Source organism: Flavipsychrobacter stenotrophus (assembly GCF_002954265.1).
Taxonomy (GTDB): domain Bacteria; phylum Bacteroidota; class Bacteroidia; order Chitinophagales; family Chitinophagaceae; genus Flavipsychrobacter; species Flavipsychrobacter stenotrophus.
In genome coordinates, this window is record NZ_PPSL01000001.1 from 344,792 (window position 1) to 367,810 (window position 23,019).

General features: G+C 42.2%; 23 protein-coding genes. 15 read left to right on the forward strand and 8 right to left on the reverse strand.

What is annotated here, in order from left to right; genetic code table 11:
* Positions 1-126: 126 nt before the first annotated feature.
* A complete protein-coding gene (locus tag CJD36_RS01725; protein ID WP_105038029.1) occupies positions 127-486 on the forward strand; it encodes a DHCW motif cupin fold protein in 360 nt (119 codons plus the stop codon).
* 63 nt (positions 487-549) lie between these two features.
* Positions 550-1,140, forward strand: a complete 591-nt coding sequence (locus tag CJD36_RS01730) for a hypothetical protein (protein ID WP_105037379.1) — start codon at positions 550-552, stop codon at positions 1,138-1,140.
* A gap of 554 nt (positions 1,141-1,694) precedes the next feature.
* Here the strand turns inward: CJD36_RS01730 and paaZ are convergent.
* Positions 1,695-3,749 (reverse strand): phenylacetic acid degradation bifunctional protein PaaZ, encoded by a 2,055-nt coding sequence (gene paaZ / locus CJD36_RS01735; RefSeq protein ID WP_105037380.1) that lies wholly within the window; start codon positions 3,747-3,749, stop codon positions 1,695-1,697.
* Positions 3,750-3,875: 126 nt separating this feature from the next.
* Between paaZ and CJD36_RS01740 the strand changes: the two genes are divergently transcribed.
* Positions 3,876-4,328, forward strand: coding sequence for a YhcH/YjgK/YiaL family protein (locus CJD36_RS01740; RefSeq protein ID WP_105038030.1), 453 nt, complete (start codon positions 3,876-3,878; stop codon positions 4,326-4,328).
* 21 nt (positions 4,329-4,349) lie between these two features.
* Here CJD36_RS01740 and CJD36_RS01745 read toward each other — a convergent pair whose 3' ends face one another.
* From CJD36_RS01745 to CJD36_RS01765, 5 genes are all read right to left on the reverse strand, one after another.
* Positions 4,350-4,682 (reverse strand): PIN domain-containing protein, encoded by a 333-nt coding sequence (locus CJD36_RS01745; protein WP_105037381.1) that lies wholly within the window; start codon positions 4,680-4,682, stop codon positions 4,350-4,352.
* A 65-nt stretch (positions 4,683-4,747) separates the two neighbouring features.
* On the reverse strand, positions 4,748-4,993 hold the full coding sequence (locus CJD36_RS01750) for a hypothetical protein (RefSeq protein ID WP_105037382.1): 246 nt from the start codon (positions 4,991-4,993) through the stop codon (positions 4,748-4,750).
* Positions 4,994-5,062: 69 nt separating this feature from the next.
* Positions 5,063-5,815 carry a polysaccharide deacetylase family protein gene (locus tag CJD36_RS01755; protein ID WP_105037383.1) on the reverse strand — a complete coding sequence of 251 codons (753 nt, stop codon included), beginning with the start codon at positions 5,813-5,815 and terminating at the stop codon, positions 5,063-5,065.
* Between the two features lie 149 nt (positions 5,816-5,964).
* Positions 5,965-6,741, reverse strand: coding sequence for a glycosyltransferase family 2 protein (locus CJD36_RS01760; RefSeq protein WP_105037384.1), 777 nt, complete (start codon positions 6,739-6,741; stop codon positions 5,965-5,967).
* 128 nt (positions 6,742-6,869) lie between these two features.
* Positions 6,870-7,940 (reverse strand): hypothetical protein, encoded by a 1,071-nt coding sequence (locus CJD36_RS01765; protein WP_105037385.1) that lies wholly within the window; start codon positions 7,938-7,940, stop codon positions 6,870-6,872.
* Between the two features lie 225 nt (positions 7,941-8,165).
* Between CJD36_RS01765 and CJD36_RS01770 the strand changes: the two genes are divergently transcribed.
* The 11 genes from CJD36_RS01770 (at position 8,166) to CJD36_RS01820 (ending at position 18,228) form a co-directional block, all read left to right on the forward strand.
* Complete coding sequence (locus CJD36_RS01770; RefSeq protein ID WP_105037386.1) at positions 8,166-8,732, forward strand: hypothetical protein; 567 nt, start codon at positions 8,166-8,168, stop codon at positions 8,730-8,732.
* Positions 8,733-8,930: 198 nt separating this feature from the next.
* Positions 8,931-9,812, forward strand: coding sequence for a MerR family transcriptional regulator (locus tag CJD36_RS01775; RefSeq protein ID WP_161499171.1), 882 nt, complete (start codon positions 8,931-8,933; stop codon positions 9,810-9,812).
* 65 nt (positions 9,813-9,877) lie between these two features.
* Positions 9,878-11,359, forward strand: a complete 1,482-nt coding sequence (locus CJD36_RS01780) for a phytoene desaturase family protein (protein WP_105037388.1) — start codon at positions 9,878-9,880, stop codon at positions 11,357-11,359.
* Entirely contained in the window at positions 11,356-12,192 is an 837-nt protein-coding gene (locus CJD36_RS01785; protein ID WP_105037389.1) for a phytoene/squalene synthase family protein, read from the forward strand. Before CJD36_RS01780 ends, CJD36_RS01785 begins: the two co-directional genes overlap by 4 nt.
* 3 nt (positions 12,193-12,195) lie before the next feature.
* Positions 12,196-12,729: an isopentenyl-diphosphate Delta-isomerase gene (gene idi / locus CJD36_RS01790; RefSeq protein ID WP_240609273.1), complete on the forward strand. Its 534-nt coding sequence runs from the start codon at positions 12,196-12,198 to the stop codon at positions 12,727-12,729.
* Between the two features lie 9 nt (positions 12,730-12,738).
* Positions 12,739-13,200, forward strand: a complete 462-nt coding sequence (locus CJD36_RS01795; RefSeq protein ID WP_105037390.1) for an SRPBCC family protein — start codon at positions 12,739-12,741, stop codon at positions 13,198-13,200.
* Between the two features lie 10 nt (positions 13,201-13,210).
* Positions 13,211-13,681, forward strand: a complete 471-nt coding sequence (locus CJD36_RS01800) for a sterol desaturase family protein (RefSeq protein ID WP_262497494.1) — start codon at positions 13,211-13,213, stop codon at positions 13,679-13,681.
* Positions 13,674-14,393 carry a lycopene cyclase domain-containing protein gene (locus CJD36_RS01805; RefSeq protein ID WP_105037392.1) on the forward strand — a complete coding sequence of 240 codons (720 nt, stop codon included), beginning with the start codon at positions 13,674-13,676 and terminating at the stop codon, positions 14,391-14,393. Before CJD36_RS01800 ends, CJD36_RS01805 begins: the two co-directional genes overlap by 8 nt.
* Before the next feature lie 67 nt (positions 14,394-14,460).
* Positions 14,461-16,788, forward strand: coding sequence for a TonB-dependent receptor (locus CJD36_RS01810; RefSeq protein ID WP_161499172.1), 2,328 nt, complete (start codon positions 14,461-14,463; stop codon positions 16,786-16,788).
* 9 nt (positions 16,789-16,797) lie between these two features.
* Positions 16,798-17,391 carry a hypothetical protein gene (locus CJD36_RS01815; protein ID WP_105037394.1) on the forward strand — a complete coding sequence of 198 codons (594 nt, stop codon included), beginning with the start codon at positions 16,798-16,800 and terminating at the stop codon, positions 17,389-17,391.
* Between the two features lie 147 nt (positions 17,392-17,538).
* Entirely contained in the window at positions 17,539-18,228 is a 690-nt protein-coding gene (locus CJD36_RS01820; RefSeq protein ID WP_133162443.1) for a CPBP family intramembrane glutamic endopeptidase, read from the forward strand.
* Positions 18,229-18,349: 121 nt separating this feature from the next.
* Here CJD36_RS01820 and CJD36_RS01825 read toward each other — a convergent pair whose 3' ends face one another.
* Together CJD36_RS01825 and CJD36_RS01830 are read right to left on the reverse strand one after the other, a co-directional pair.
* A complete protein-coding gene (locus tag CJD36_RS01825) occupies positions 18,350-20,413 on the reverse strand; it encodes a putative porin (protein ID WP_133162444.1) in 2,064 nt (687 codons plus the stop codon).
* A 60-nt stretch (positions 20,414-20,473) separates the two neighbouring features.
* Positions 20,474-21,292: a purine-nucleoside phosphorylase gene (locus tag CJD36_RS01830; RefSeq protein WP_105037397.1), complete on the reverse strand. Its 819-nt coding sequence runs from the start codon at positions 21,290-21,292 to the stop codon at positions 20,474-20,476.
* A gap of 234 nt (positions 21,293-21,526) precedes the next feature.
* Between CJD36_RS01830 and CJD36_RS01835 the strand changes: the two genes are divergently transcribed.
* The gene (locus CJD36_RS01835) at positions 21,527-22,648 is read left to right on the forward strand and encodes an arginase family protein (RefSeq protein ID WP_105037398.1); all 1,122 of its coding nucleotides are present in this window, start codon (positions 21,527-21,529) and stop codon (positions 22,646-22,648) included.
* Positions 22,649-23,019: the final 371 nt, after the last annotated feature.

Consider the following 23,019-nt stretch of genomic DNA (forward strand, 5'->3'; position numbering starts at 1 on the left):
TGGCTGAATGGCTCAATTGCTCAATGCTAATTCGGAAACTTAACAACTGCAATGCAGTTGAAATGGAAATCTTTTATACTTAGCTAAATGTTGGATATCTTGCTATTATCATCAATAACGAATATCATGTACACCATACCTTTTCAAACTATAGACTGGGATAAAGTAGCGCAAACAGAACATCCGGGTGAAACGGGTACATCATTCTGGCAGACAGTAAATGTAGATGGATTGCGTATGCGGATCGTTACCTATACCGCAGGTTATTTGGCCGACCATTGGTGCCAGAAGGGGCATATTGTTCATTGCCTGGAGGGTTCATTTGTAAGCGAACTGAGCACGGGAGAAGCGTTTACACTAACGAAAGATATGACGTATGTAGTGTCGGATGAGTTAAGTTCGCATAGGTCGGTATCTGCAGAAGGGGTGAAGTTGCTGATCATTGATCGTGGATTTTTGAAACCTTTACCACAAGCCAGCAAGTAGGAATCGTTCATAAGTGCTGTAATGTGGCATAGAGTTTGCGCGCTAGAGTGCAAAGCCTACGCTATGAACAAAGTACTAATCGCACTGTTACTGATATTCGGCACTGAATTTGCCCAAGCACAGCCCGGTAAGGGGATGCATGAGGTATCTGCGGATATTGGCAAACTCTCTGGGCTTGATCTTTTTTATGGTCTGTCTTACGTGTCAACTACGTATGGCGGGCACACAGATTACCGGCTTATTTACTCTGCGGGCTACAAGTACTATATCTCCAACAGCATAGCTATTGGCGTAAATCTTTCCCAGCATTCATACGAAGAAGATTTTTATGAGGCATCGGGTGGCTACTACCATCATACTTATTATGATGCGCTCTCTGCATGTGCAGAAATGAAGGGTGTCTATTTTAATCATAGTTATTTTCAGGTATACGGTACATTTGGATTGGGTATTTTTTACTCCACTGGTCGGGAACTTCTACAGCGTACAACAAGCGTAAGCATGTACATCTCTCCTCTGGGATTGAGGATCGGTAGGAAATTTGGTGTGTTCGGGGAAGTAGGCATAGGGTATAGAGGGTTGCTTAATGGTGGTGTATCGGTGATGTTGGGCGATAAAAGGCATCCGTATAAAGCTGCGCCACGATGGGATTGAGTAATTTTTTTCGGGAATCGGGAGATTCCCTACCGGTGGAATGAAGTCGGGAGGTTTCTACCAGCTTCTTTTTTGTTTTTACGGCAATTTGAAAATTGCCTGCCGCTACGACGTAGTCAAGAAGACTACGCCGAACTGTGTTATCATCGAACGGAATGTCGCACCATGAATACCGATAATAATAGAACTCTCTTTTGTCAATTGGCATAGTAAGTCTTTGTATAATAGAGGAGATGTTACTGAAGGATTGTTATATCCGTGGGTCTCCTCCCATTTGGTTAGATTGTGGATACCATTTCATGAAATTTTCTCTGTCTTTAGGCGCAGCAGAGGGGTCGAAAACCATTAAGTCATAGCTCATAGGGTGCAATATAATAAACAGCTGATTTATTGTACAAAATCTATCCTGTAAAACTTCTTTCGTAACCCCACCCGATGGCTGTTGTGTCAGGAGGCACAACAGCGGCAGAGTCGTGGTCGTATAATCAAACAGGGGATAGCCATCACTGAATACCCCCTGATTGCCTTATTAACTAATCAACTTATTATCGAAATTACCCCTGCTCCTTCATCTTAACCATAGTCAAGATAGTAGCAATAGCAACAGTTTCATTGGTTTGGTCGTAAACCTCTACCAGCCATTTTACTATGCCCTTGGCTATGTCTTCGGGAGTGCGTTTTTCCTGCGCTATCTTTTCCTTTACAGTTAGCTTTACGCCTATGGTCATGCCGGGGTATACTGGCTTGGTGAAGCGGCACTCGTCTATGCCGTAGTTCAGCAATACCGGGCCTTTCTTGGCATCTACAAAAAGGCCTGCGGCCTTGCTGAGGATAAAGTAGCCATGTGCTACACGGCCTTCAAATATGGTGCCTTCCAGCGAAGTAGCATCCATGTGGGCGTAGAAATTATCGCCGCTCACGTTAGCAAAGTTGGTGATGTCGGCCTCGCTTACAGTGTGTTTGGCAGTTACCAGCGTCTCGCTTATTTCCAGTTCTTCGAAGTGTTTTTTGAACGGGTGCTTGTCGTACTCATGCTGCTTGCCATACTGCTGGTATACATTAGTAATAGCGCTGATGGTAGTGGGTGAGCCTTGTATAGCGGTGCGGTGCAGGTAGTGCATCACGCCACGCTTACCGCCCATTTCTTCACCACCACCTGCACGGCCAGGACCGCCATGTACCAGCATAGGCATTGGTGAGCCGTGTCCTGTGCTTTCCTTGGCGCAGTCGGCATTCAGTATCAGTATACGGCCATGCATTGTTGCAGTGCCCAGTACTATTTCTTTAGCTATGTTGTCATCGGCAGTTACTATAGAGCTTACCAATGAACCCTTACCCATGCGGCTTAGCTCTATTGCATCATCAATAGTGTTGTAAGGCATAATGGTAGATACCGGTCCGAAAGCTTCAATGTCGTGGCAATCGGTCTTTACAAACGGATCATCGTTGAAGAAGATGATAGGGGCAAGGAATGCGCCCTTTTCTTTATCGGCACCCATTACCTCAAAATTCTCGAGGTTGCCTATTACTATGCTTTGTGATTTAGAGAGCAATGCAACGCGCTCGCGTACTTCATTGCGCTGTGTTATTCCTGCCAAAGGTCCCATGCGCACTTCCTTCAAAGAAGGGTCGCCAATGGTGTTACTTGCCAGGCGCTTGCCCAGTGCTATCTGCACATCTTCTACACGATCAGCAGGCACAATGATACGGCGGATAGCAGTACATTTTTGTCCGGCCTTGGTAGTGATCTCGCGGACTACCTCTTTAATGAAAATATCGAATTCAGCAGAGCCGGGGTAAACATCAGTACCCAATATGCAGCAGTTAAGCGAGTCGGCTTCCATGGTGAAAGACACGGCTTCACTAACTATCCTTGGGTGAGATTTCAGCATACGGCCGGTGCTGGCACTACCTGTAAAGGTTACTGTATCTTCTGTTTGTATAGAATCTAGTATGCCACGGGCGCTACCGCATATCAGTTGTAGTGAGCCTTCGGGCAGAATATTTGATTTGATGATCTCCTCAAAAACGGCCTCAGTAAGGTAAGAAGTGAGTGATGCGGGCTTTACTATAGCCGGCACACCTGCCAGCAGGTTTACCGCTATCTTTTCCAGCATACCCCACACCGGGAAGTTGAACGCATTGATATGTATAGCTACACCTTCTTTAGGCACCATGATGTGGTGACCCATGAACGTATTGCCCTTAGACATTTTAGCTGCTTCACCATCTACATAAAAACGCTCATCGGGAAACTGGCGGCGCAGGCTGGCGTAGGTAAACAGATTACCAATACCACCTTCAATATCTACCCATGAATCGGAGCGGGTAGCACCGGTCATAGCACTGATGGTATAAAAATACTCTTTACGCTCCTGCAGGTATAGTGCCAGTGCCTTCAGCATCAATCCGCGCTGCTGGAAGGTAAGCTTGCGTAGCGCCTTGCCACCCACTTTACGGGCATAATCCATCATTGAGCCAAAATCCAGTCCATCGCTGCTGGCAGAATATATAGCAGCACCTGTAACTGCATTGTGCAATACTTCCCCTTCCTGTTTACCGCTGACCCATTTGCCCTCAGCATAGTTTTTCAGTTGTGTTACTGACATGATATATAAAGTGCGTTTAATTAAAAATGATGCTGCAATTTATAGATTTTGTGTGGGTTTAGGTATATGTTTTGGCAATTCATCTATTATCCTTGTACTTTTATTCCTTCTAAAAATCAATCAACAGTGGTCATAGATAAATTGGAACATGTGCACAGGTATACAGCAATTGGTGAGGGGATAGCAAAGGCTTTAAAATATTTGCAGGAAACCGACCTTGTAAACATTCCATTGGGGAAACATGTAATTGATGGTGACAAGTTATTTGCCATTGTGCAGGAATATGACACAATGGATGCAGCCACTGAACAAATGGAATCTCACCGGAAGTATACCGATGTGCAGTATGTGGTAAGCGAATCGGAGCTGGTGGGACATTCTTTATTATCTACCCAGGCTGTAAGTAAAGAGTATAGTAATGAAGAAGATTTTATGCTGTATGCCGATAAGCCAGATTTCTTTTCCCGCTTTGATGCTGGCACATTCATGATCTTCTTTCCTAGTGATCTGCATATGCCGTGTATCAAGTTGAATGCGCCTGTGAAGGTGAGGAAGGTGGTGGTGAAGGTGGGGATGTAAGGAAAGTAGAAAACAATTTTATCAGGTTGCCCAAAACGGATTGATGATAGTAAGGCTGTCAATTTTTAATCCATGCTGCATATCCTCAGAGTAAAGCAAAGTGCAATTGCCTTCTAATGCAGCGGCCAGGATTATAGCATCAAAGATCTGGAAGTTGTACTTCTGAATTAAGCTGGCTGCTTTATTAAGTGTCTCCCATGAAACTGGTATGCACTCACAGTCTCTTAAGAGATCTGAGCAATATATCAGAATGTCAGCTTTGGACAACGCTATTTGTCTGCGGGTAACATTTATGAACTCAGAAATGACTTGTGCCGACACTTTCGGGTTTTCTGCAAGTTTTTTTTGCGATATCTCTTTTTAGATCATCAGAGCTGTCATGCAAATAAAGCAGGACGTTTGTATCGACAGAGATGCAGTTATTCACTATAGTCATTTGCTTCGTCTCTGCTAAATTTAAAACTGCTTAGGTCAACTAACTTATCCTTTGTGAGGTCCTCAATGCGTTTAAGGCGCATTTTTTTTGCCATGTCAGTGTTGATTTCATCAGCTCCAGACTGTTCTGTTATTTCAAATGCAATTATCTCTACAGTTTTCCCTAATAGATCGTTCGGGAGCTGTATCGTGTAATTTGATTCTAATGGTTTTATTATCTGGCGTAGCATATACAATGTAAATATACGAACAACGAATGACTTCTACGGGTGACAGCATGAGGAGGTTGAAATAACCAACTAAAACGGCTTCAACTTCCCCTTTTTCAACTTTATCTTAAACTCTTCCAGAGTATCCGTGCCGGTAATGTCAATACGTTTGATCTCGTAGATATCCGGGGATGGTATTTTACTTACCTGGTTACCTATTCTGAAGGCCGCCTGGATGCCGTGTTCCTGCATCCACAATTTTAGTTCTGCAAGTACCCGTAGGTTTTTAGGCCTTGCGCCATAGGGGTAGGCCAGTACATCGTAATGATGCAGACCGCTCTCGTCCATAATGGCTGATGAGGTGCGCATTACCGTCTTTATATCATCCAGGTTCAGTTGGTCAAAGTGTTCATGGTGGTACCCATGCAGCCCCAGTTGAACAATGTTTGTGTCTAGTTTTTTTAAGTCTTTTAAGCCCATTTTTTCATTTACCCCCGGTTCCTCTTTTTTAGCGGAGCCGTCGATAGTATTGGCAATAATGAAAAATGTTGCCTTCCAGGCCATTTCCTTTAGTAGCGGATAGGCATAGGTAAGGTTGTTAAGATAGCCATCATCAAAAGTAATGAGTAGCGATTTCTTAGGGTAGTGTTTCGTTTTACCGTTAGCGATATCCAGATATTGGGGTAGCGTAAGAGTAGAGTAGCCCTCCGTTTGCAGATAAGTCCATTGTTCCCGCAGTTTTTCGGGGGTGATCGTCAGGTCATCGCTTTGTCCCGGCCATACCCTGTGATACATTAATACAGGAATACCATCTATTTCGGGTAGCAGCCAACTCAAGTTCATGCGCCAAATATAGTGCTAAGTTAAAAGTTAAAACCTAAAAGTATCCGTGATATGTTTTTCAATTATCTAATTATTTACGCAATATTCTATACTACTATTGCTCTAAACTCACTTTTAGGTTTTGACTTTTAAATTTTGACTTATTATAGTTATCCTACACTCAGGGCCTTTCTCATAGCCCGCGAATACAGTCTTATTTTGGTGTATTTGATAAAGGACTCGTAAGAGATGTTCTTGCACAGTATGTACCCCCAGTAGCCATCTAGGAAGCCGAGACGTATGATGTAGTGGTAAATGAAAACCCAACGCGGTGCTACTATTACCTTTAATAATGACACTGTTCTGCCCAATGCAACTGAGTTCTTTGCAGACATTTCAGTATACAACTGGATCTTACGGCTATGATCGGAAATGGTATTATAACTATGATGTAGCAAGTCGCCCTTAAGAATGGAGATAGGTTCGTTTTTGTCATTCATTACGAAGCCTTCGTGCACCAGCTTCTTATTAATGTGTCCCTTCTGTTTATTGAGCAGGCGCAATTTAGGTTGAGGGTACCAGCCGCAATGCCTTATCCATTTGCCGCAGTAGTTGGTGAGAATACTAAAACTGTAGCCATCATGGGTGTTGTGTTCTTTTACCTCCCTTATACTATCCTGTAGTTCTGGGGAAACGACTTCGTCTGCATCAATAGATAGAATCCAATCATTGGTGGTTTGTTCTATGGCAAACGCTTTTTGCTCACCAAATCCTGAAAACTGATGATAAAATATTTTGGCACCTAAACTTTCAGCAATTTGTACGGTCTTATCTTTAGAGTAGCTGTCTACAACTATTATTTCTTCTACTATGGAAAGTAGGGAGGTGATGCACCTTGCTATGTTCTGTTCTTCGTTATAGGTGATTATGAAAGCTGATATCTTCATCACTTAGAGGGTTGAGGGTTTGTGTTTCAAAACCATGAGCAAAGGTTGTGCCATTTTTATAAAAAGTGGAAAATTTCTCCCAAATAGCGCTACATTTTTATGTAGTCAGGATTAGGTTATTGTGTTGTTTACAAAAAGCCAAAATTGAGTCGTAGATTATGTTCGTGGGCAAATTTATGTTTATAAAAATCAATTTCATATTCAGGTAATAATAACGCTGCCCGACATTTGTTTATTGTCTGTGTTGCAGTTATTTGATGGGTAGAAGGATAAAGGTATAGTGTGTCTGTAATTCCCCTTGGTTTAAACTGCAGGCTGGCGTACTCTCTAGGGTGCATAAACCCTTTCTTGATCGCGTCGTCTTTGTATTGTTTCAGTACATCAAATGCCTTGGTGTTGTGGAAATATATTATGTAGACAGGGTTGGTCTCAAAATAGTCGTATTGGCTGAGAAAGGGTATTCTGTAATCTACGGGGAGGTGATAGTATGATTTTATATTTTTTGCCTGATTTTCGACAGCTATAAATGGAAAACGCATACTATCGGCAAGTCTGTTGGTATATATCCCCAGATTTCGCTCTCCAATATATATTCCCTGCCGTGCAAGTGAGTCGATATACCGCAAATTGTCATCTGATATTCTTGCATATTCCTCATTTTTCAGCTTCAATTCATCCCTGTTCGTTACCGGATAATTCTTAAATGCCTGTTCCCGCACATGGCGCTTTAGGATCGTGCCCAGGAGTTCTTTGTTTATACGTGCCAGATATTTTGGATAATACATTGCTGTATAAACTTCCAGATCGTGTCTATACTTAGTCACAAATGCTTTGTGTATAGTGACTTTAACACGTCTGTTCAAATACATGTTGCACGAACACTCCATGCTTAGTGAGTCCAACAGTGAGGTTTCAAAGCCGTTGTCAATTGCCTTTTTAATAAAAGTCAGCGCCATATCTTCCTTCCTGAAGTATAGCGCAAGTTCAAACGCCTCAATACAATCGTCCACATAAACGAAATCGAACGCAGCGAAAGTGTTTTTAAAATACTGTAATCCCATTATTGAATCTTTATTAATAAAGATCTCGCGTTCTGCATTTATTATTCCTTTGTGGTATAAAGTGTAATCGCTTTCATAGGCCAGACAGTATTTAACAGGTATTGCAAGGAGCAGTAGAAAAGTGCAGAGAAATTTCATAAGGAATGGCTATGAAGTTGTTTGTACAATAGGCACACAAATATAGCGCTTGACCAATAAATACATTGCATACATTATATTTAGTACATTAGACCGGTGGTATTGAGCGTATGCTATGTCGTTTTGCATTTTTTTGGTGCAAACCCTTTGGAGTACTAAAAGTTTGCTATATCTTTAGCGATTATTAACGTACTCACATTCACACTAACTAATAAACAAATTATAATGATGCAAAGGAAGATCTACATTTTCTGTCTGGCACTTACTATGATCTCATTAGTACCGCGCACTACATTTGCGCAAAAGGGTAAGAGCGAGATCTCTGTTGCGTACGGTTTATATAGCATGTACTCTCTTTACAATGGCCAGCCATATAATGTTTCATCGGGTGTTGGTATGCTTAGTTACAAGTATTACCTTACTAAAAAGGTAACTCTGGGTGTGGTGTTTGGTTATGAAAACCTCAATAACTGGGGCAGTTTCCTAACTTTTGCACCTGAAGCTACTTATACTTACTACGACAATAAAGATGCACGTATCAGGGTTAAAATGTATGGTGCTGCATCAATAGGTCTAACAGTTTTTGATGATTTCATCGTTTACAAAGACATCTATTCCCGTCATCTCGATGAGTCTGGTGCTAAACTTACAGGGCATGTGTCTCCATTCGGTATTCGTATAGGCCGTAAGTTGGGTGGTTTCCTGGAAACAGGTATTGGTTACAAAGGTTTGTTTAACTTCGGTATGTCTTACCGCTTCCGTACTAAGCCACGTTTCCACGAAGAGAACTAATTTAGATTGAATAATATTTTGAAAGGAGTTGATATATATCAACTCCTTTTTTTGTGTCTTTTATTTGAATATCATCAGAAACACGCTATTTATTTGTCGAACTCATTCCTTTATAACTGCTTGAATTAGTGAAATTAATCCTCAACTATTCTTTTGTTTAAAATTTAGATTAGATTTGTTGAAAATACATTAAAAATTTTGGTACAGTACCGCATCAATGATCTGGAACGCCTTACCGGGGTAAAAGCGCATACCATTCGCATATGGGAAAAGCGGTATAATCTTATATCGCCATCCCGCTCGACTACTAACAGGCGCTTTTATAGTGACACTCAGTTATTGAAGCTGATGAACGTGTCTACGTTATTGGAGCATGGTCATAAGATATCACATCTCGCTGCTATGACAGACGAGGAGCTGGTGGATCAGTTAGATCAGTTGCATAAGTTTCCTTCTGGTAGTACAGTCTGCGCTGCTTACATACATGATCTTACCACGGCTATGGTGGGCTTTAATGAACAGGCCTTTACAGAGACCTTTGCGGCAGCTACGACCGAGTTGGGATTTTTTGATGGCATGATGAATGTATTCTATCCTTTCCTGCGTAAAGCGGGTTTGCTTTGGCGAACAGATAAGGCGGTACCTATACAGGAGCATTTCGCAACCTGTATCATCAGAAACAAGATCGTCATAGCAACAGAAACGCTTCCACTTGCTGCACCTGACGCGGCAAAATACATGCTTTTTTTACCACCAAATGAGTGGCATGAAGTAGCGTTACTATTTGCCAATTATATTATACGTTCTAAAGGATATGCTACAATATACCTTGGGCAGAGCGTGCCTTATGAAGATATCGACGTGGCTATTGAGACAGCCAACCCGGAATATATCTTTACATTTTTTATCACACCAAAGCCTGTTGAAGAAATTGCTGTTGAGATCTTGCACCTGGGGACTAACTATCCCAATTCTAAAATCCTGATTAGTGGCGACGGTACAATGCTGAACCAGATTTCAATTACCACAGATAACGTTGCTTATCTTAAAAATGTGGATGAACTACTAGGTATTTTATAAATATTTCTTGTTATGGAATGATTTTGTTGTAATATTGTTTAATATTTTTATAGTAAAGTTAAACAATGTCAAGGGTATCTATAATAGGAAGTGGTTTTGCCGGATTATCTGCAGCATGCTTTATGGCTAAGGCAGGGCATGATGTAACCGTTTTCGAAAAAAACGATACAATAGGTGGCCGTGCACGGGCATTTGCCGCAGAGGGTTTTACCTTCGATATGGGGCCAAGCTGGTATTGGATGCCTGATATATTTGAGCAATTTTTTAGCGAATTCGGCAAAAAGCCTTCCGATTATTATAACCTCGTTCAGCTCGATCCTGGCTTCCAGATGATATTCGGAGAGAATGAAACGTTGAAGATACCTGCAAGTTACACAGAGTTGTGTGCTGAATTTGAGCTGATAGAACCCGGTAGCACACCTAGTCTCAATAAATTTCTTGAAGAAGCAAAGTACAAGTATGATGTGGGAATGAAGAAGATGGTATACAAACCATCGTTTTCGTGGCTTGAATTTGCCAGTGTAGAAGTGATCACTGGTGCTGCACGGCTACAAATGTTCAAATCTATGCGTTCTCACGTGCGCAGCCATTTTAAAGATCCGCGCCTTATAGCGCTTATGGAGTTCCCGGTGTTGTTTTTAGGAGCAATGGCGCAGGATATTCCTGCACTTTACAGTATGATGAACTATGCTGCACTTTCAATGGGTACATTTTATCCTATGGGCGGAATGGTAGAGATCATCAACGCCATGCAAAAGCTGGCCACCGAGTTAGGTGTTAAATTCAAGACGAACAGCGAAATAGAGAAGATCAATATTGAAGGTAAACAGGCCGGAAGTTTAAGTATGGCAAATGGGGTAGAAGTTACAGATGCCATTATTGCTTCAGGAGATTACCATCACATAGAGCAGAAACTGCTTGCACAGGAGTTTAGAAACTACGACGAGGATTACTGGGATAAGAAAACCTTTGCCCCATCAAGTCTTATTTTTTACCTGGGTGTGAATAAGAAAATAAAGAAACTCATTCATCACAATTTGTTCTTTGATACGTCTCTTGATGACCATGCGCAGGAAATATACGACCATCCGCAATGGCCTTCAAAGCCCTTGTTCTATGTGTGTTGTCCATCTAAAACAGATGATTCTGTAGCGCCTTCGGGGATGGAAAATCTATTTATCCTGATGCCGATCGCACTTGGATTAAAGGATACTGACGAATTGAGAGAGCAATACTTTAAAATCATTATGGATCGCCTGGAGCACTTAACCGGAGATAGTATTTTACCTCATATTGTCTACAAGAAAAACTATTGTATCAATGATTTCGTAAGTGATTATAACGCTTACAAGGGCAATGCCTATGGGTTTGCCAACACCCTTAGGCAGACAGCGGTACTAAAACCTACACTGAGGAATAAGAAAGTGAAAAACCTGTTTTATGCCGGCCAGCTTACTGTGCCGGGGCCGGGAGTTCCGCCATCACTTATCTCAGGTCAGCTGGCGGCTGAGCAATTAATTAAATATTTTAAATCTACTACCTCATGAAGCAATTGTTCGATAGCGTATCACTGGCATGTAGCAAGCTAACTACCACATCTTACAGCAGCAGTTTTTCTATAGGTATCTATTGCCTTAAAGAGCCACTGCGTGCACCTATCTATTCTATCTATGGTTTTGTTCGTTTTGCAGACGAGATAGTAGATACTTTTCACGATTATAATAAGAAGGAACTATTTGAAGAGTTTAAGCAGGATACCTGGAAAGCTATTGATCGCAAGATCAGCCTTAATCCGATACTCAACAGCTTTCAGCAGGTGGTGCATGCATACAGCATAGAGCGCGAACTTATAGAATGTTTTTTGAAGAGCATGGAAACAGACCTTTACGAAACAGCGTACGACAGGGCAACCTATGAAACCTATATCCTTGGCTCGGCCGAGGTGGTGGGCCTCATGTGCCTACGGGTATTTACCAATAATGATGATGCTCTTTATCAAAGGTTGAAACCATCTGCTATGAAACTTGGGGCCGCATTTCAGAAGGTAAATTTCCTGCGTGATGTGAAAGCAGATTATGAGCAGTTGGGCAGGGTGTACTTCCCAGGCGTGAATTTTGCTGCATTCTCGGAAAGGGAAAAGAAGGAAATAGAACAGGAGATACATAACGACTTCCAGATTGCTTTTGAGGGGATAAAGGCGCTTCCCACTGAATCACGTTTTGGTATTTATGTAGCCTATGTTTACTACAGAACGTTGTTCAATAAAATAAGTGCTATACCTTCGGCCCGGATATTAATGGAGCGGGTGCGCATCTCAAACCGAAAAAAAATGCGGTTGCTGGTCGCTTCATATTTAAGGCACTCTTTAAGTTTATTATAGGTTATGAGCGAAATGCAGGATATAGAACAGGTGATACTGGTAGATGACCAGGACAATGAACTAGGAACAATGGAAAAGATGCAGGCGCATCGCGAAGGCAAGTTGCACAGGGCGGTGTCGGTTTTCATTTTCAATGCTAAGAAAGAATTACTGCTACAAAAGAGGGCAAACGGTAAATACCACAGCCCCGGTTTATGGACCAACACATGCTGCACCCATCCCCGCCAGGGCGAAACAGTGAAGCAGGCGGCTGTAAGGCGATTGAAGGAAGAGATGGGATTATCTTGTCCGTTGCACAAGGCTTTTACCTTCATTTATGAGGAGAAAATGAGCAATGACCTGATAGAGCATGAGTTTGACCATGTATTTGCAGGCATAGCCGATGGAAAGCCAACACCTGAAGCATCGGAAGTAGAAGACTTCAGGTACATAACTGTAGATATGCTGGATAAAGAGCTAAGAACTAATCCTGAGCAATTCACTGAGTGGTTCAAGATCTGTTATGACAAGTACTTCTTTGAGTTATTCAAAGGATAAAAAAGCAAAATGAAAATATATACACTGCACAGGGAGCAAGTTTTACCTATATCGCTGAAAGAGGCATGGGATTTCTTTTCGACACCGCTTAATCTTGAAAAGATAACGCCGGCAGAGATGGGTTTTGTGGTGCTCACCGACGTAAAAGGGAAAAGTATCTATAAGGGTATGCTTATAGAGTATAGAGTATCTCCGCTGCTGGGTATAAAAATGAAGTGGGTGACCGAAATTGGTGATGTAAGTGAGCCATATAAATTTGTTGATAACCAATTGAAAGGTCCTTATGCATTGTGGGAACATACACACACATTCAAAGAGGTGCCGGGTGGTGTGCTGATGCATGATGATGTGAGGTATGCGATACCTTTGGGTATTCTTGGCGAGATTGCTCACGTATTAGTGGTAAAAAACAAGTTGAAGAATATCTTCGACTTCAGGGGCGAAACGCTCAAAAAATATTTTAAAGGATAAGCGTATGTGGATGTATAATGCACTTATTATATTGGCAACCTTTGTAGGTATGGAAGGGGTGGCATGGTGCGCACATAAATTTTTAATGCATGGTTTTTTGTGGAATCTGCATGAAGATCACCATAAAAAGAACCCAACATCTTTTTTTGAAAAGAACGATTATTTCTTTGTCATCTTCGCAGCGCCGGGAATTGCTTGCCTTGCTATAGGCACATTTTATGAGCCACTACATTGGTTGATGTTCATAGGCACCGGTATTACGATTTACGGTTTTGCCTACTTTATGGTGCACGATATATTCATTCACCAGCGTTTTAAGATATTAAGGAACTCAGATAGCTTCTACTTCAGGGCTATTCGCCGTGCACATAAAATGCACCATAAACATCTGGACAAAGAAGAAGGGGAGTGCTTTGGTATGTTGTGGGTGCCATTAAAGTACTTTATCGAGGCGCTAAAAAGAAACAAGATACATGCCTGATCAATACACATACCTGGCGGTAGATTTTTTCTGTATCATCTTTCCGTTCATCTTTTCATTTTTTCCTCGTTTTAATTTCATTAGGGAGTGGCGATATTTTGTATTGCCTTGCTTGATTACTGCTTTGTTTTTCATAGTCTGGGATGTACTTTTTACCTATTTGGGTGTGTGGGGATTTAACCCTCAATATGTGCTCGGTTACTTCTGGTTCGGATTGCCACTGGAGGAATATCTCTTCTTTATTTGTATACCTTATGCCTGCGTATTCACTTATCATTGTCTCGGTTTGTTCTTTACCTTCTCCGCAGCTCGTCATACTATCCTCTTTAAATGGGTGCTGATAGGGCTATTGGTGCTGATAGGGCTCATGTTTCTGCCGAGGTTATACACATCGGTAACATTTATATTATTGTCGGCTTTTCTTTCATTTTTGTCCTACAGAAAAGTGCCGTACTTGCCGCAGTTCTTTTTTTGCTATTTCCTTATTCTAATACCGTTCTTCATCTCGAATGGCATACTAACAGGCAGTATTTTGCAACGTACCGTGGTAATGTATAGCCGACACCACAACCTGGGCATCCGCATGTTTACCATCCCGCTGGAAGATGCGTTTTATGGCATGCTCTTGTTATTGATGAACACATCGGGATACGAGTACATGAAAAGACGCACCTTTGCCAAACAAAATCAAGAGATTACAGTTGGTAAATAATTAATGGAGTAAAGCGGTTAAACCTTTTGTGTAATTTTATGTCCCATTACGTCTAATGTACACAACGATGCACACTCGCTTTTCCTTTTTTCTATTCAGTTTATTGTTTCTTTCTCTTAGTTCTTTTGCGCAACCTTTTAATATAACCGGCAGAGTTATAGATGCCACCGATACTACAGCTTTAATAGGCGTTACTGTAATGGTAAAAAGTGCTACTGATTCTACATTGCCTGTAAATGGTGGCGTAACGGATGCTGATGGTAACTTCAGCGTGGCGGGTGTGAATGCGGGAACCTACAAGGTAACGTTTGCTTATGTGGGGTATAAAACTGCTAATCAAACTATTACTGTTTCTGCTGCAGATGTGCAGTTGGGTACTATTAAGTTGGTTAATGCAAATAAAGAGTTGAAGAGTGTAACCATAAAAGACAAACAAACGCGGGCAACGCAACTGGGAGATACCAGTCAGTTTAATGCCGATGCTTACAAGACACATCCCGACGCTAGTGCCGAAGACCTGGTGACCAAAATGCCGGGAGTAACATCTGATGCTAATGGGGTAAAGGTAAACGGTGAATCACTGCAACAGGTATATGTGGATGGCAAACCCTTTTTCGGCAACGATCCTTCTCTTGCCTTGAAAAACCTACCGGCGGAGATCATTGATAAGATACAGGTATTTGATAAGCTCAGCGATCAATCTTCGTTCACTGGTTTTGATGATGGAACATCGCAGAAGACAATGAACATCATTACCAAGGGTGGTAAGCGGGAAGGGGTGTTTGGGAAGGTATATGCAGGATATGGCACAGACGATAGGTATAGTACAGGCGGTAATTTGAACTTCTTTAAAGGTGATCGCAGAATTACCGTTGTAGGTATGTCTAACAACATCAACCAGCAAAATTTTAGCGCACAGGATCTGCTTGGAGTAACGAGCGGCAGCGGTGGTAATCGTGGTGGCGGTGGTGGTGGCCGGGGTAACTTCGGTGGCGGCGGTGGTGGCGGCAATAACGGGTCCAATTTCTTTGTAGGCCAGTCGAATGGTATCACCACCACAAACTCTATCGGTTTTAACTACGCCGATAACTGGGGTAAGAAGCTAAAGGTAAGCGGCAGTTATTTCTTCAACAGTACTGATAATGGTTCACGATCTGATATAACACAGAACTATCATAATATCGATCTTTTTTATCACGATCTAGATACGTCAGAGAGCAGCAATACCAACCATCGTGTAAATCTAAGGTTTGAATACACAATGGATTCATTTAATACTATCATTTTTACGCCGGGCATAAGCTTTCAACAAAACAATACAAGCTTGGGCCAGTACCTTACTTACGACAGCACAGATGCACCATTATCGAGATCGCGCAACTTCAATGCTGCAGATAATAGCGGGTACAGTTCTTCCAATAACTTGTTGTTTCAGCACAAGTTTAAAAAGCAACGCAGAACTATCTCCCTGAACATAAGCAATTCAATAAATGCAAAGAATGGTACGGGCATGTATCGCTCATACACCACTAACTTCACCCCTGCGGGCGATAGTGTGTTAACCAATTACGATCAGCAATACACGCTTGATAACAATGGATATAGCATATCTCCCAACGTTACCTATACAGAGCCGGTTGGCAAGAAAGGCCAGGTGATGTTCACTTATAATCCATCATTTTCAGCCAGTACATCAGATAAAGAGACATTCAATAAGGACAGTGTCACCAACGCTTACAACGACTTCAATCAACAGTTATCAAATAAGTACAACAATACCTACAATACGCAGCGTGGTGGGCTTAGCTATAGGGTAGGGGATAAGAAAATGACATTTTCGGTAGGTGCCAATATGCAGTATGCCATGCTGGAAGGAGTGCAGACATTCCCTTATAATACCAAAGTAGAGCGTAATTTCACAAGTGTGCTCCCTACAGCTATGTATAACTATCGGTATACCGATGGCCGCAACCTGCGTGTTATGTATCGCACCAATACGCAGGCGCCGTCTGTTACGCAATTACAAAACGTAGTTGATGTGAGCAATCCTGTATTATTGAAAACAGGTAATCCAGACCTGCAGCAAGACTATGAACATACTCTGATAGTAAGATACGGCATGACCAAATCTAAGACGCAGCGCAATTTCTTCTTTAACTTTTACGGCAACTATATCAATAATTACATCAGTACAGCTACATTGCAGCCGTCTAGTGATAGTGTGTATCGCGGACAATCGGCACAGGATACCATACTTATCCGCAGAGGCAATCAACTTACATTACCCATTAATGTGAATGGATATTTCAATGAACGAGCATTTCTTACCTACAGTTTACCTGTACAGTTTATCAAAAGTAACCTGAACCTGAGTGCAGGATTAAATTTTACCTGAAACCCTGCCATGATAAACAACGAGATCAACTACTCTAACAATACTACTCCTTCGGGCGGATTAGTATTAAGCAGTAATATCAGTGCCAATCTAGATTTTACTTTGTCTTATACCGGTAGCTATAACTATGTAACCAATAGCTTAAATACACAGTCAAATAACAATTACTACAGCCATGTAGCAGCCTTTAAGATCAACTACATTTTCCTGAAAAATTTTGTGTTGAATACCAACATCACCAACAACTACTATGCGGCGTTTACAGGTACCCCCGATCAGAATTACTTTTTATGGAATGCCTACCTTGGTTACAAAATGCTGAAGGCAAAGGCGCTGGAAGTTAGAATTACTGCTTTCGACATACTGAATCAGAATAGAAGCGTTACCCGAACTGTAACAACGCAGTATGCTGAGAACAATACTACCACAGTGCTGCAGCAGTACTTTATGCTGCAGCTTACTTATACTATCCGCAACTTCAAAGGTCAGATGCCTACATTGGAAGAAGGGCCTGAACATGGTATGCGTGGCCCAGGGGGGCCAGGTGGACGCCCAGGTGGTGGCGGACCGGGAGGTCCCGGTGGGTTTGTACCCGGGCAGTAATGGCTTTCATAACTAAGGACATATTTAAGAGCGCCAGCTGTTGATTAAGGACGTATTTTTTTATTTTTAAATTTATAGTTGGTTTTCAAATTGCTGGAGTAGTTTTGCAGCGGTAACGGCGATCATATCACGCAATTGACCTACAGCATGAAAGACAGTCAAAGAGGAGTTGTTGGTGTATCAATTACTGCAATTATTTTTATTATAGCTACTCTGGCCAGTGTCAAAGTTCATTTTGAAAACCCTTTCATTCCAGGTTTTGCCATTTCCCTTACTGTTCAGTTGCTGCTCACTGGTATTACAATTGCGGTAATGAGCAAAGAGGTCAATTATAAAATTAATACACCAAAAGGAAAGACCATTATAAAGCCGGTATTGCTAGCCCTTTTGGCTACTATTGTCATCAACCTTGTAATGACGGGAATTACGAAACTAATGGGCAAGCCAATTGAAACGCCTGCTGCATTAGCCAAACTAAAACCGTTACAGGTACTGATATTTGTCTTTTTCTACGCCAGTATTGCTGAAGAATTTTTATTCAGGGGATTTCTGCTAAATTATCTAACACCATTAGGCAAACATGGAATACAGCTCTTTAAAAGGAGGATTTCCTTGCCGGTAATAATAAGTGCCATGGCGTTTGGTGCAGCCCACCTTGTTGTATTGACAACCGGTGCGGGTGATATGTTTGTGGTTAGGATCGTCATCTTCACCACCTTGTTGGGCGCTATTGCAGGCTACTATCAAGAGAAAAATGATAACCACGCGTATGCTATTATAGTCCACATGACAGGTAATTCATTGGCGGTGATCGCGTCGCTGACAATGGTTTCTTAGGGCATAATCCTCAATTACCATACCCATCCAAACACCCCTTGGCCAATAAAAAAACGGCAAGTAGCAGCAGAATGAGCGAGAGTATGGTTCTGAATATGCGGTTGGGTTTCATTGCGGACAATTAATTGATCATTACCCAGCTAAAGCCAAAGCGAAGCATGAAATTTTGAGTAGCGTATACCGGCGTATTACTAAGGCCATTGCCATAGAAATTGGTCACTTGTGGTGCTACAAACAATATGGCATTTTTAGCAAACAATTGCTGCACCTGGTCGGCCATTATAAAGGCACGGAAGTGTTTTACCCGGAAGTTGAGGAACGCACTCAGCTCAGGAATATTAGTAACATAGGTCTTATCCTGATAGTAAAAACGGTTCAGCTGGGCATCATAGCCTGCCGGGTGGTAGCTGGTATTGTAGCGTACTTCTACACCAGTTGCTATCTTTAGTGCTCTTTTGAACATGGCCCGCTCGTAAGATGCGCTATGTCTGCCCATTAGCTGCGGTATATTGATAGGTGCATTATCTACCGATTGCTGATAAATGAGTTCATTATCCAGGTAGAAGTTACCTAGTTTAAACATCTTGCGCACCCATGCCTGGCTTACATTGAAAGCAATATTGTGTTGTGCCGGAGTTCTATTGGCATCCAGGTAAATGTAATTGTTGATCAGGTAGTTTCTTACCCCACCAGCAAAGTTGAACTTACGGCTTTCTATTGTTGCATACACGTTGGTAATACTCTCCTCATTAAAAGAGTATTGATGCTGCACATACCTGTTCTCGTAGCTGGAATAGCTATAAGGAGATGAGCCCAACTGCTGCTTAAACCCGGCTACAAAACCAAAAGTATTGTTCTTGAAGTCGCGGCCTATCATGGCGTTCAGGTTGAAGTTGCCAGCATAGTCGCCGGTTGCAAATAAGGTAGCATTAGCACCATATCCCCACTGTCCTTCTTTCAGTGCTTCTTTCTTTATCTCTCCGGTCAGGTAGTTACTTACAGTCTTGCTACGGTCCAGGTTTACCTGAAAGGCGGGTGTTACTATAAATTCATCATAACGGTTTCCTGCACCTACACTAAACTGCAACGGGTTGGCAGCTTTTCCTATAAAGCCATTCAGCATGATCTTATTATCAACCCAAAACCATTTCTGCTGAGTGACTACAGAGTCGCTGCCATTTATGTAGTAGGGTGTACCCGTATGTGCAAACGCCACATTGAATAGCGACGTATATCTCACTGAATCAGGTGAAAGGTCTTTGTAAATGTGCTTTTCAGTGCTCATTTCCAGCTTATGTGTAATGCTGAATCGGGGAGTGAGCTTGTAACTATATTGAGTAGAGTCGGCATTGTAAGTAGTATCAATTGGTCCCCAGGTATAGCAGTGTTGCAATACTATACCAAAGTCGCGCTGCATATTGCTGATGGTAGATCGGGTAGTGCTGTATGCAGTATTCTGGTAAGCAACGTCAACGGTCTTACGGTCTACATAGGTAAGGTCATTCAGTTCGCTGTCGTTCACTATGCCGCCATTCTCATCGTGCTGCTGCTTGTTGTATACCATACCCGCATACATAGTATAGCGCTTATTCAGACTTTTGAAATTGGTGGAGAGGGCAAAGTTGTCAGTGTTATTTCTATTTACCTTGTAGAATCCCGGTGCATTTACCTTGCGGTATTCCACCATGAAATTCCAGTTCGGTTTTATATTCTGCGTGTGCAGAACACCTGCCACTTGTTCCAGCTTACTGCCCAGTGTATAGTTAAAAACCGAGTATGGCCTGTTAGTATTATAATATTGAAGCGAATCGAGGTTGAATCGATACGCGTCAAAAATATGATACCCTAATGATGGACCTACGCGATAGTCAGGCGTAAAGGCAAGATTGTAGATAGTGCTGCCGGGGTTACCCAGGTCGCGCGCCCATGACTGCACAAAAGGCCTTCTCTGGAAATTGTGCAGGCTCGTGTCAGGAGTGAGCAATTTAGCCGATCCCAATACTTCATAGTAAAGGTTGGCATCTTCGCTCTTCCACGTATTGGTATTTGATTTGTTAGCGCTTGTATCTCTTTGGCTACCGCTGGGCATTGTGGTATGGGTCTGCGCATGCATAGCGCTACCACATAACAATAATGCTATGACCGGTAATAGTCTGGAAAAAGATATAGCCCTTCTAAATTTCAATAGGTGGTGATTATATTATTTGTTCGATAAGCAGATTTGTAAAAAATCGAAGCGTGTCAATTACATTCTCTTTATCATAGCCTCAACCAGTCCTGCCATTTTAGGCGCGGCTGCGTTAGCGGCTTCCAGCACTTCTTCATGGGTAATGATAACCGGTACATCAGTAACACCCAGGTCGGTAATTACGCTTATACCAAAAACCTTCATGCCACCATGGCGGGCTACTATGATCTCCGGTACTGTGCTCATACCCACGGCATCACCACCATTGCGGTGCAGCCAACTGTACTCAGCAGGTGTTTCAAAGGTAGGTCCCTGCAGGCCGGTATATACACCTGTGCGAATGTTTATGCCGTGTTCAGCAGCTATTTCTTTACCCAAAGCTATTAGTCCTTTGTCATAAGCAGCACTCATGTCCAGGAAGCGCACACCCAGGCGCTCGTCATTAGGGCCACTCAAAGGATGCTCTGGGAACAGGTTAATATGGTCTTCGATGATCATCAGATCACCTATTTTAAAAGTTGGATTAGTGCCACCTGAAGCATTGGAAACGAACACAGTATCGACACCAAGTGCCTTCATTACGCGCACGGGGAAGGTTACTTCTTCCATGCTATAGCCTTCATAATAATGGAAGCGGCCGGCCATCAGTATCACCTGCTTGTTGCCGATCTTGCCAAATACCAGTTTGCCATCGTGGCCCTGTACTGTTGATACGGGAAAGTTGGGTATCTCGGAGTAGTGTATCTCGGTTTCTTTTTCGATCATGTCGATCAGCCCGCCCAGGCCACTGCCCAATATTATGCCGGTAGTAGGGGTATTCTTTATTTTGGTTTTGATGAATTCAGTGGTGGTCTGTATCTTATCGTATAAGGACATGAAATATAATTGTTTAATATTTTAGAATTTTGCGTGGGCAAATATCCCACATTTTAGATTTAAAAACTAATCTATTGTGTTAATACGGGTTAGGTAAGTTTGTTGCCCTTTACGTTCAATTCATATCCTATATGTACACTACCGTTAATTTATTAACCCGCTAAGCATTTTGAATTTTTACTTTTGAAATTGGGAATTTGAATTTGTGTACTTTTAAGCACCATTTTTAAACACATGCAAGACTTACGACCATTTTTTGAAGCGGTGCATTTTACTGAGGCCCGTAAAGACATAAAATATCACCCGCTACAGTGGGGGAATAAGATCAAATATGCATTTGATGAATCATTCAATATAGAGGAAGCCGATGTAATACTGGTGGGCTGCGGTGCCAGTCATATAGATCCGTTCGATGAGACTGCCAATGTCATCCGCAAGCACCTCTATGCCATGTATCACTGGCACCCTGATGTTAGCATTGCTGACGCCGGTAATATTAAACTTGGTGCTTCATTAAACGACACCCGTGCTGCGCTGCTTACCGTGCTTGAAGAGATACACAATGCAGGTAAGATAGCTATCCTGCTGGGTGCAAGACATGATCTTACATTACAGCAGTACGAGGTGTTCAAGAAAAAGGAAACAATGGCAGTGGCTACAATAGCCGATATGCTCATAGATCTTGAGGACAGTGAAGAAAGCGATGACAGAAGTTTCTTGCTCGAGATGCTTACCGATACGCCAAATTTTATCAGTCATTACAGCCATATAGCATTCCAGAGTTATTACACACAGCCTCGTATGCTCGAAACCCTGGACAAGCTTCGCTTCGACTTCTTCCGCCTGGGTAAAGTGCGTGAAGATATTATGGAGATGGAACCTGTATTGAGAGGTAGTGATATCTTCAGTTTCGATATGTCGGTTGTTCGTTATGGCGATGCACCCGCTAATATAAATGGGTCTCCAAATGGATTGTCGGGTGAAGAGGCATGTACACTCACGCGCTTTGCAGGTATGGCAGACAATCTGTCGTCACTAGGTATATATGGCTACAATATCAATGAGGACACCAATGAAATGACTGCGAAACTGATCACGCAAATGATCTGGTATTTTGTAGATGGTCTGTTAGTGCGCAAGTCAGAAGCAAAACTGACTGAAAAAGAAGAGTTTGCTGTATTCCATGTGACCTTTACAGATAATGATACTAAATTCATAAAAAGCAAGCGCACCAACAGGTGGTGGATGAGCATGCCAAACAGAACTTTCGTACCTTGTTCCTATAACGACTACATCATTGCCAGCAGCAACGAAATACCGGAGCGTTGGTTAAGAGAACAGGAAAGGCTTGTTTGATGGATATAATTTGGTGCCAGATTCGCCGCTGTCGTGTCTACTCAAATAGGAAATGAGAATAGAAGAAATGGTGGTGGACATTAGATTTTGAAATGCACGTTATGACACCGAAGGTATCAAATGTCTGTAGCAAAACGATAATATTTGAGAAACGATGCCGAAGGTATCGGATGTCTATATAAGCTGGCAAATCGAAATATACCTTCTATGAAGGCCAACTTGATAAATACATGCCCTGAAGGGGCGACACCAATAGCCCGGGGTTTCAACCTTGAGTAACATACACATCAAACACATGCCCTGTAAGCGAGCCTGCCGGTAGGCAGGACCGAAATAACAATGTAAGCAAGCATATGGCACTATCTTTGTTT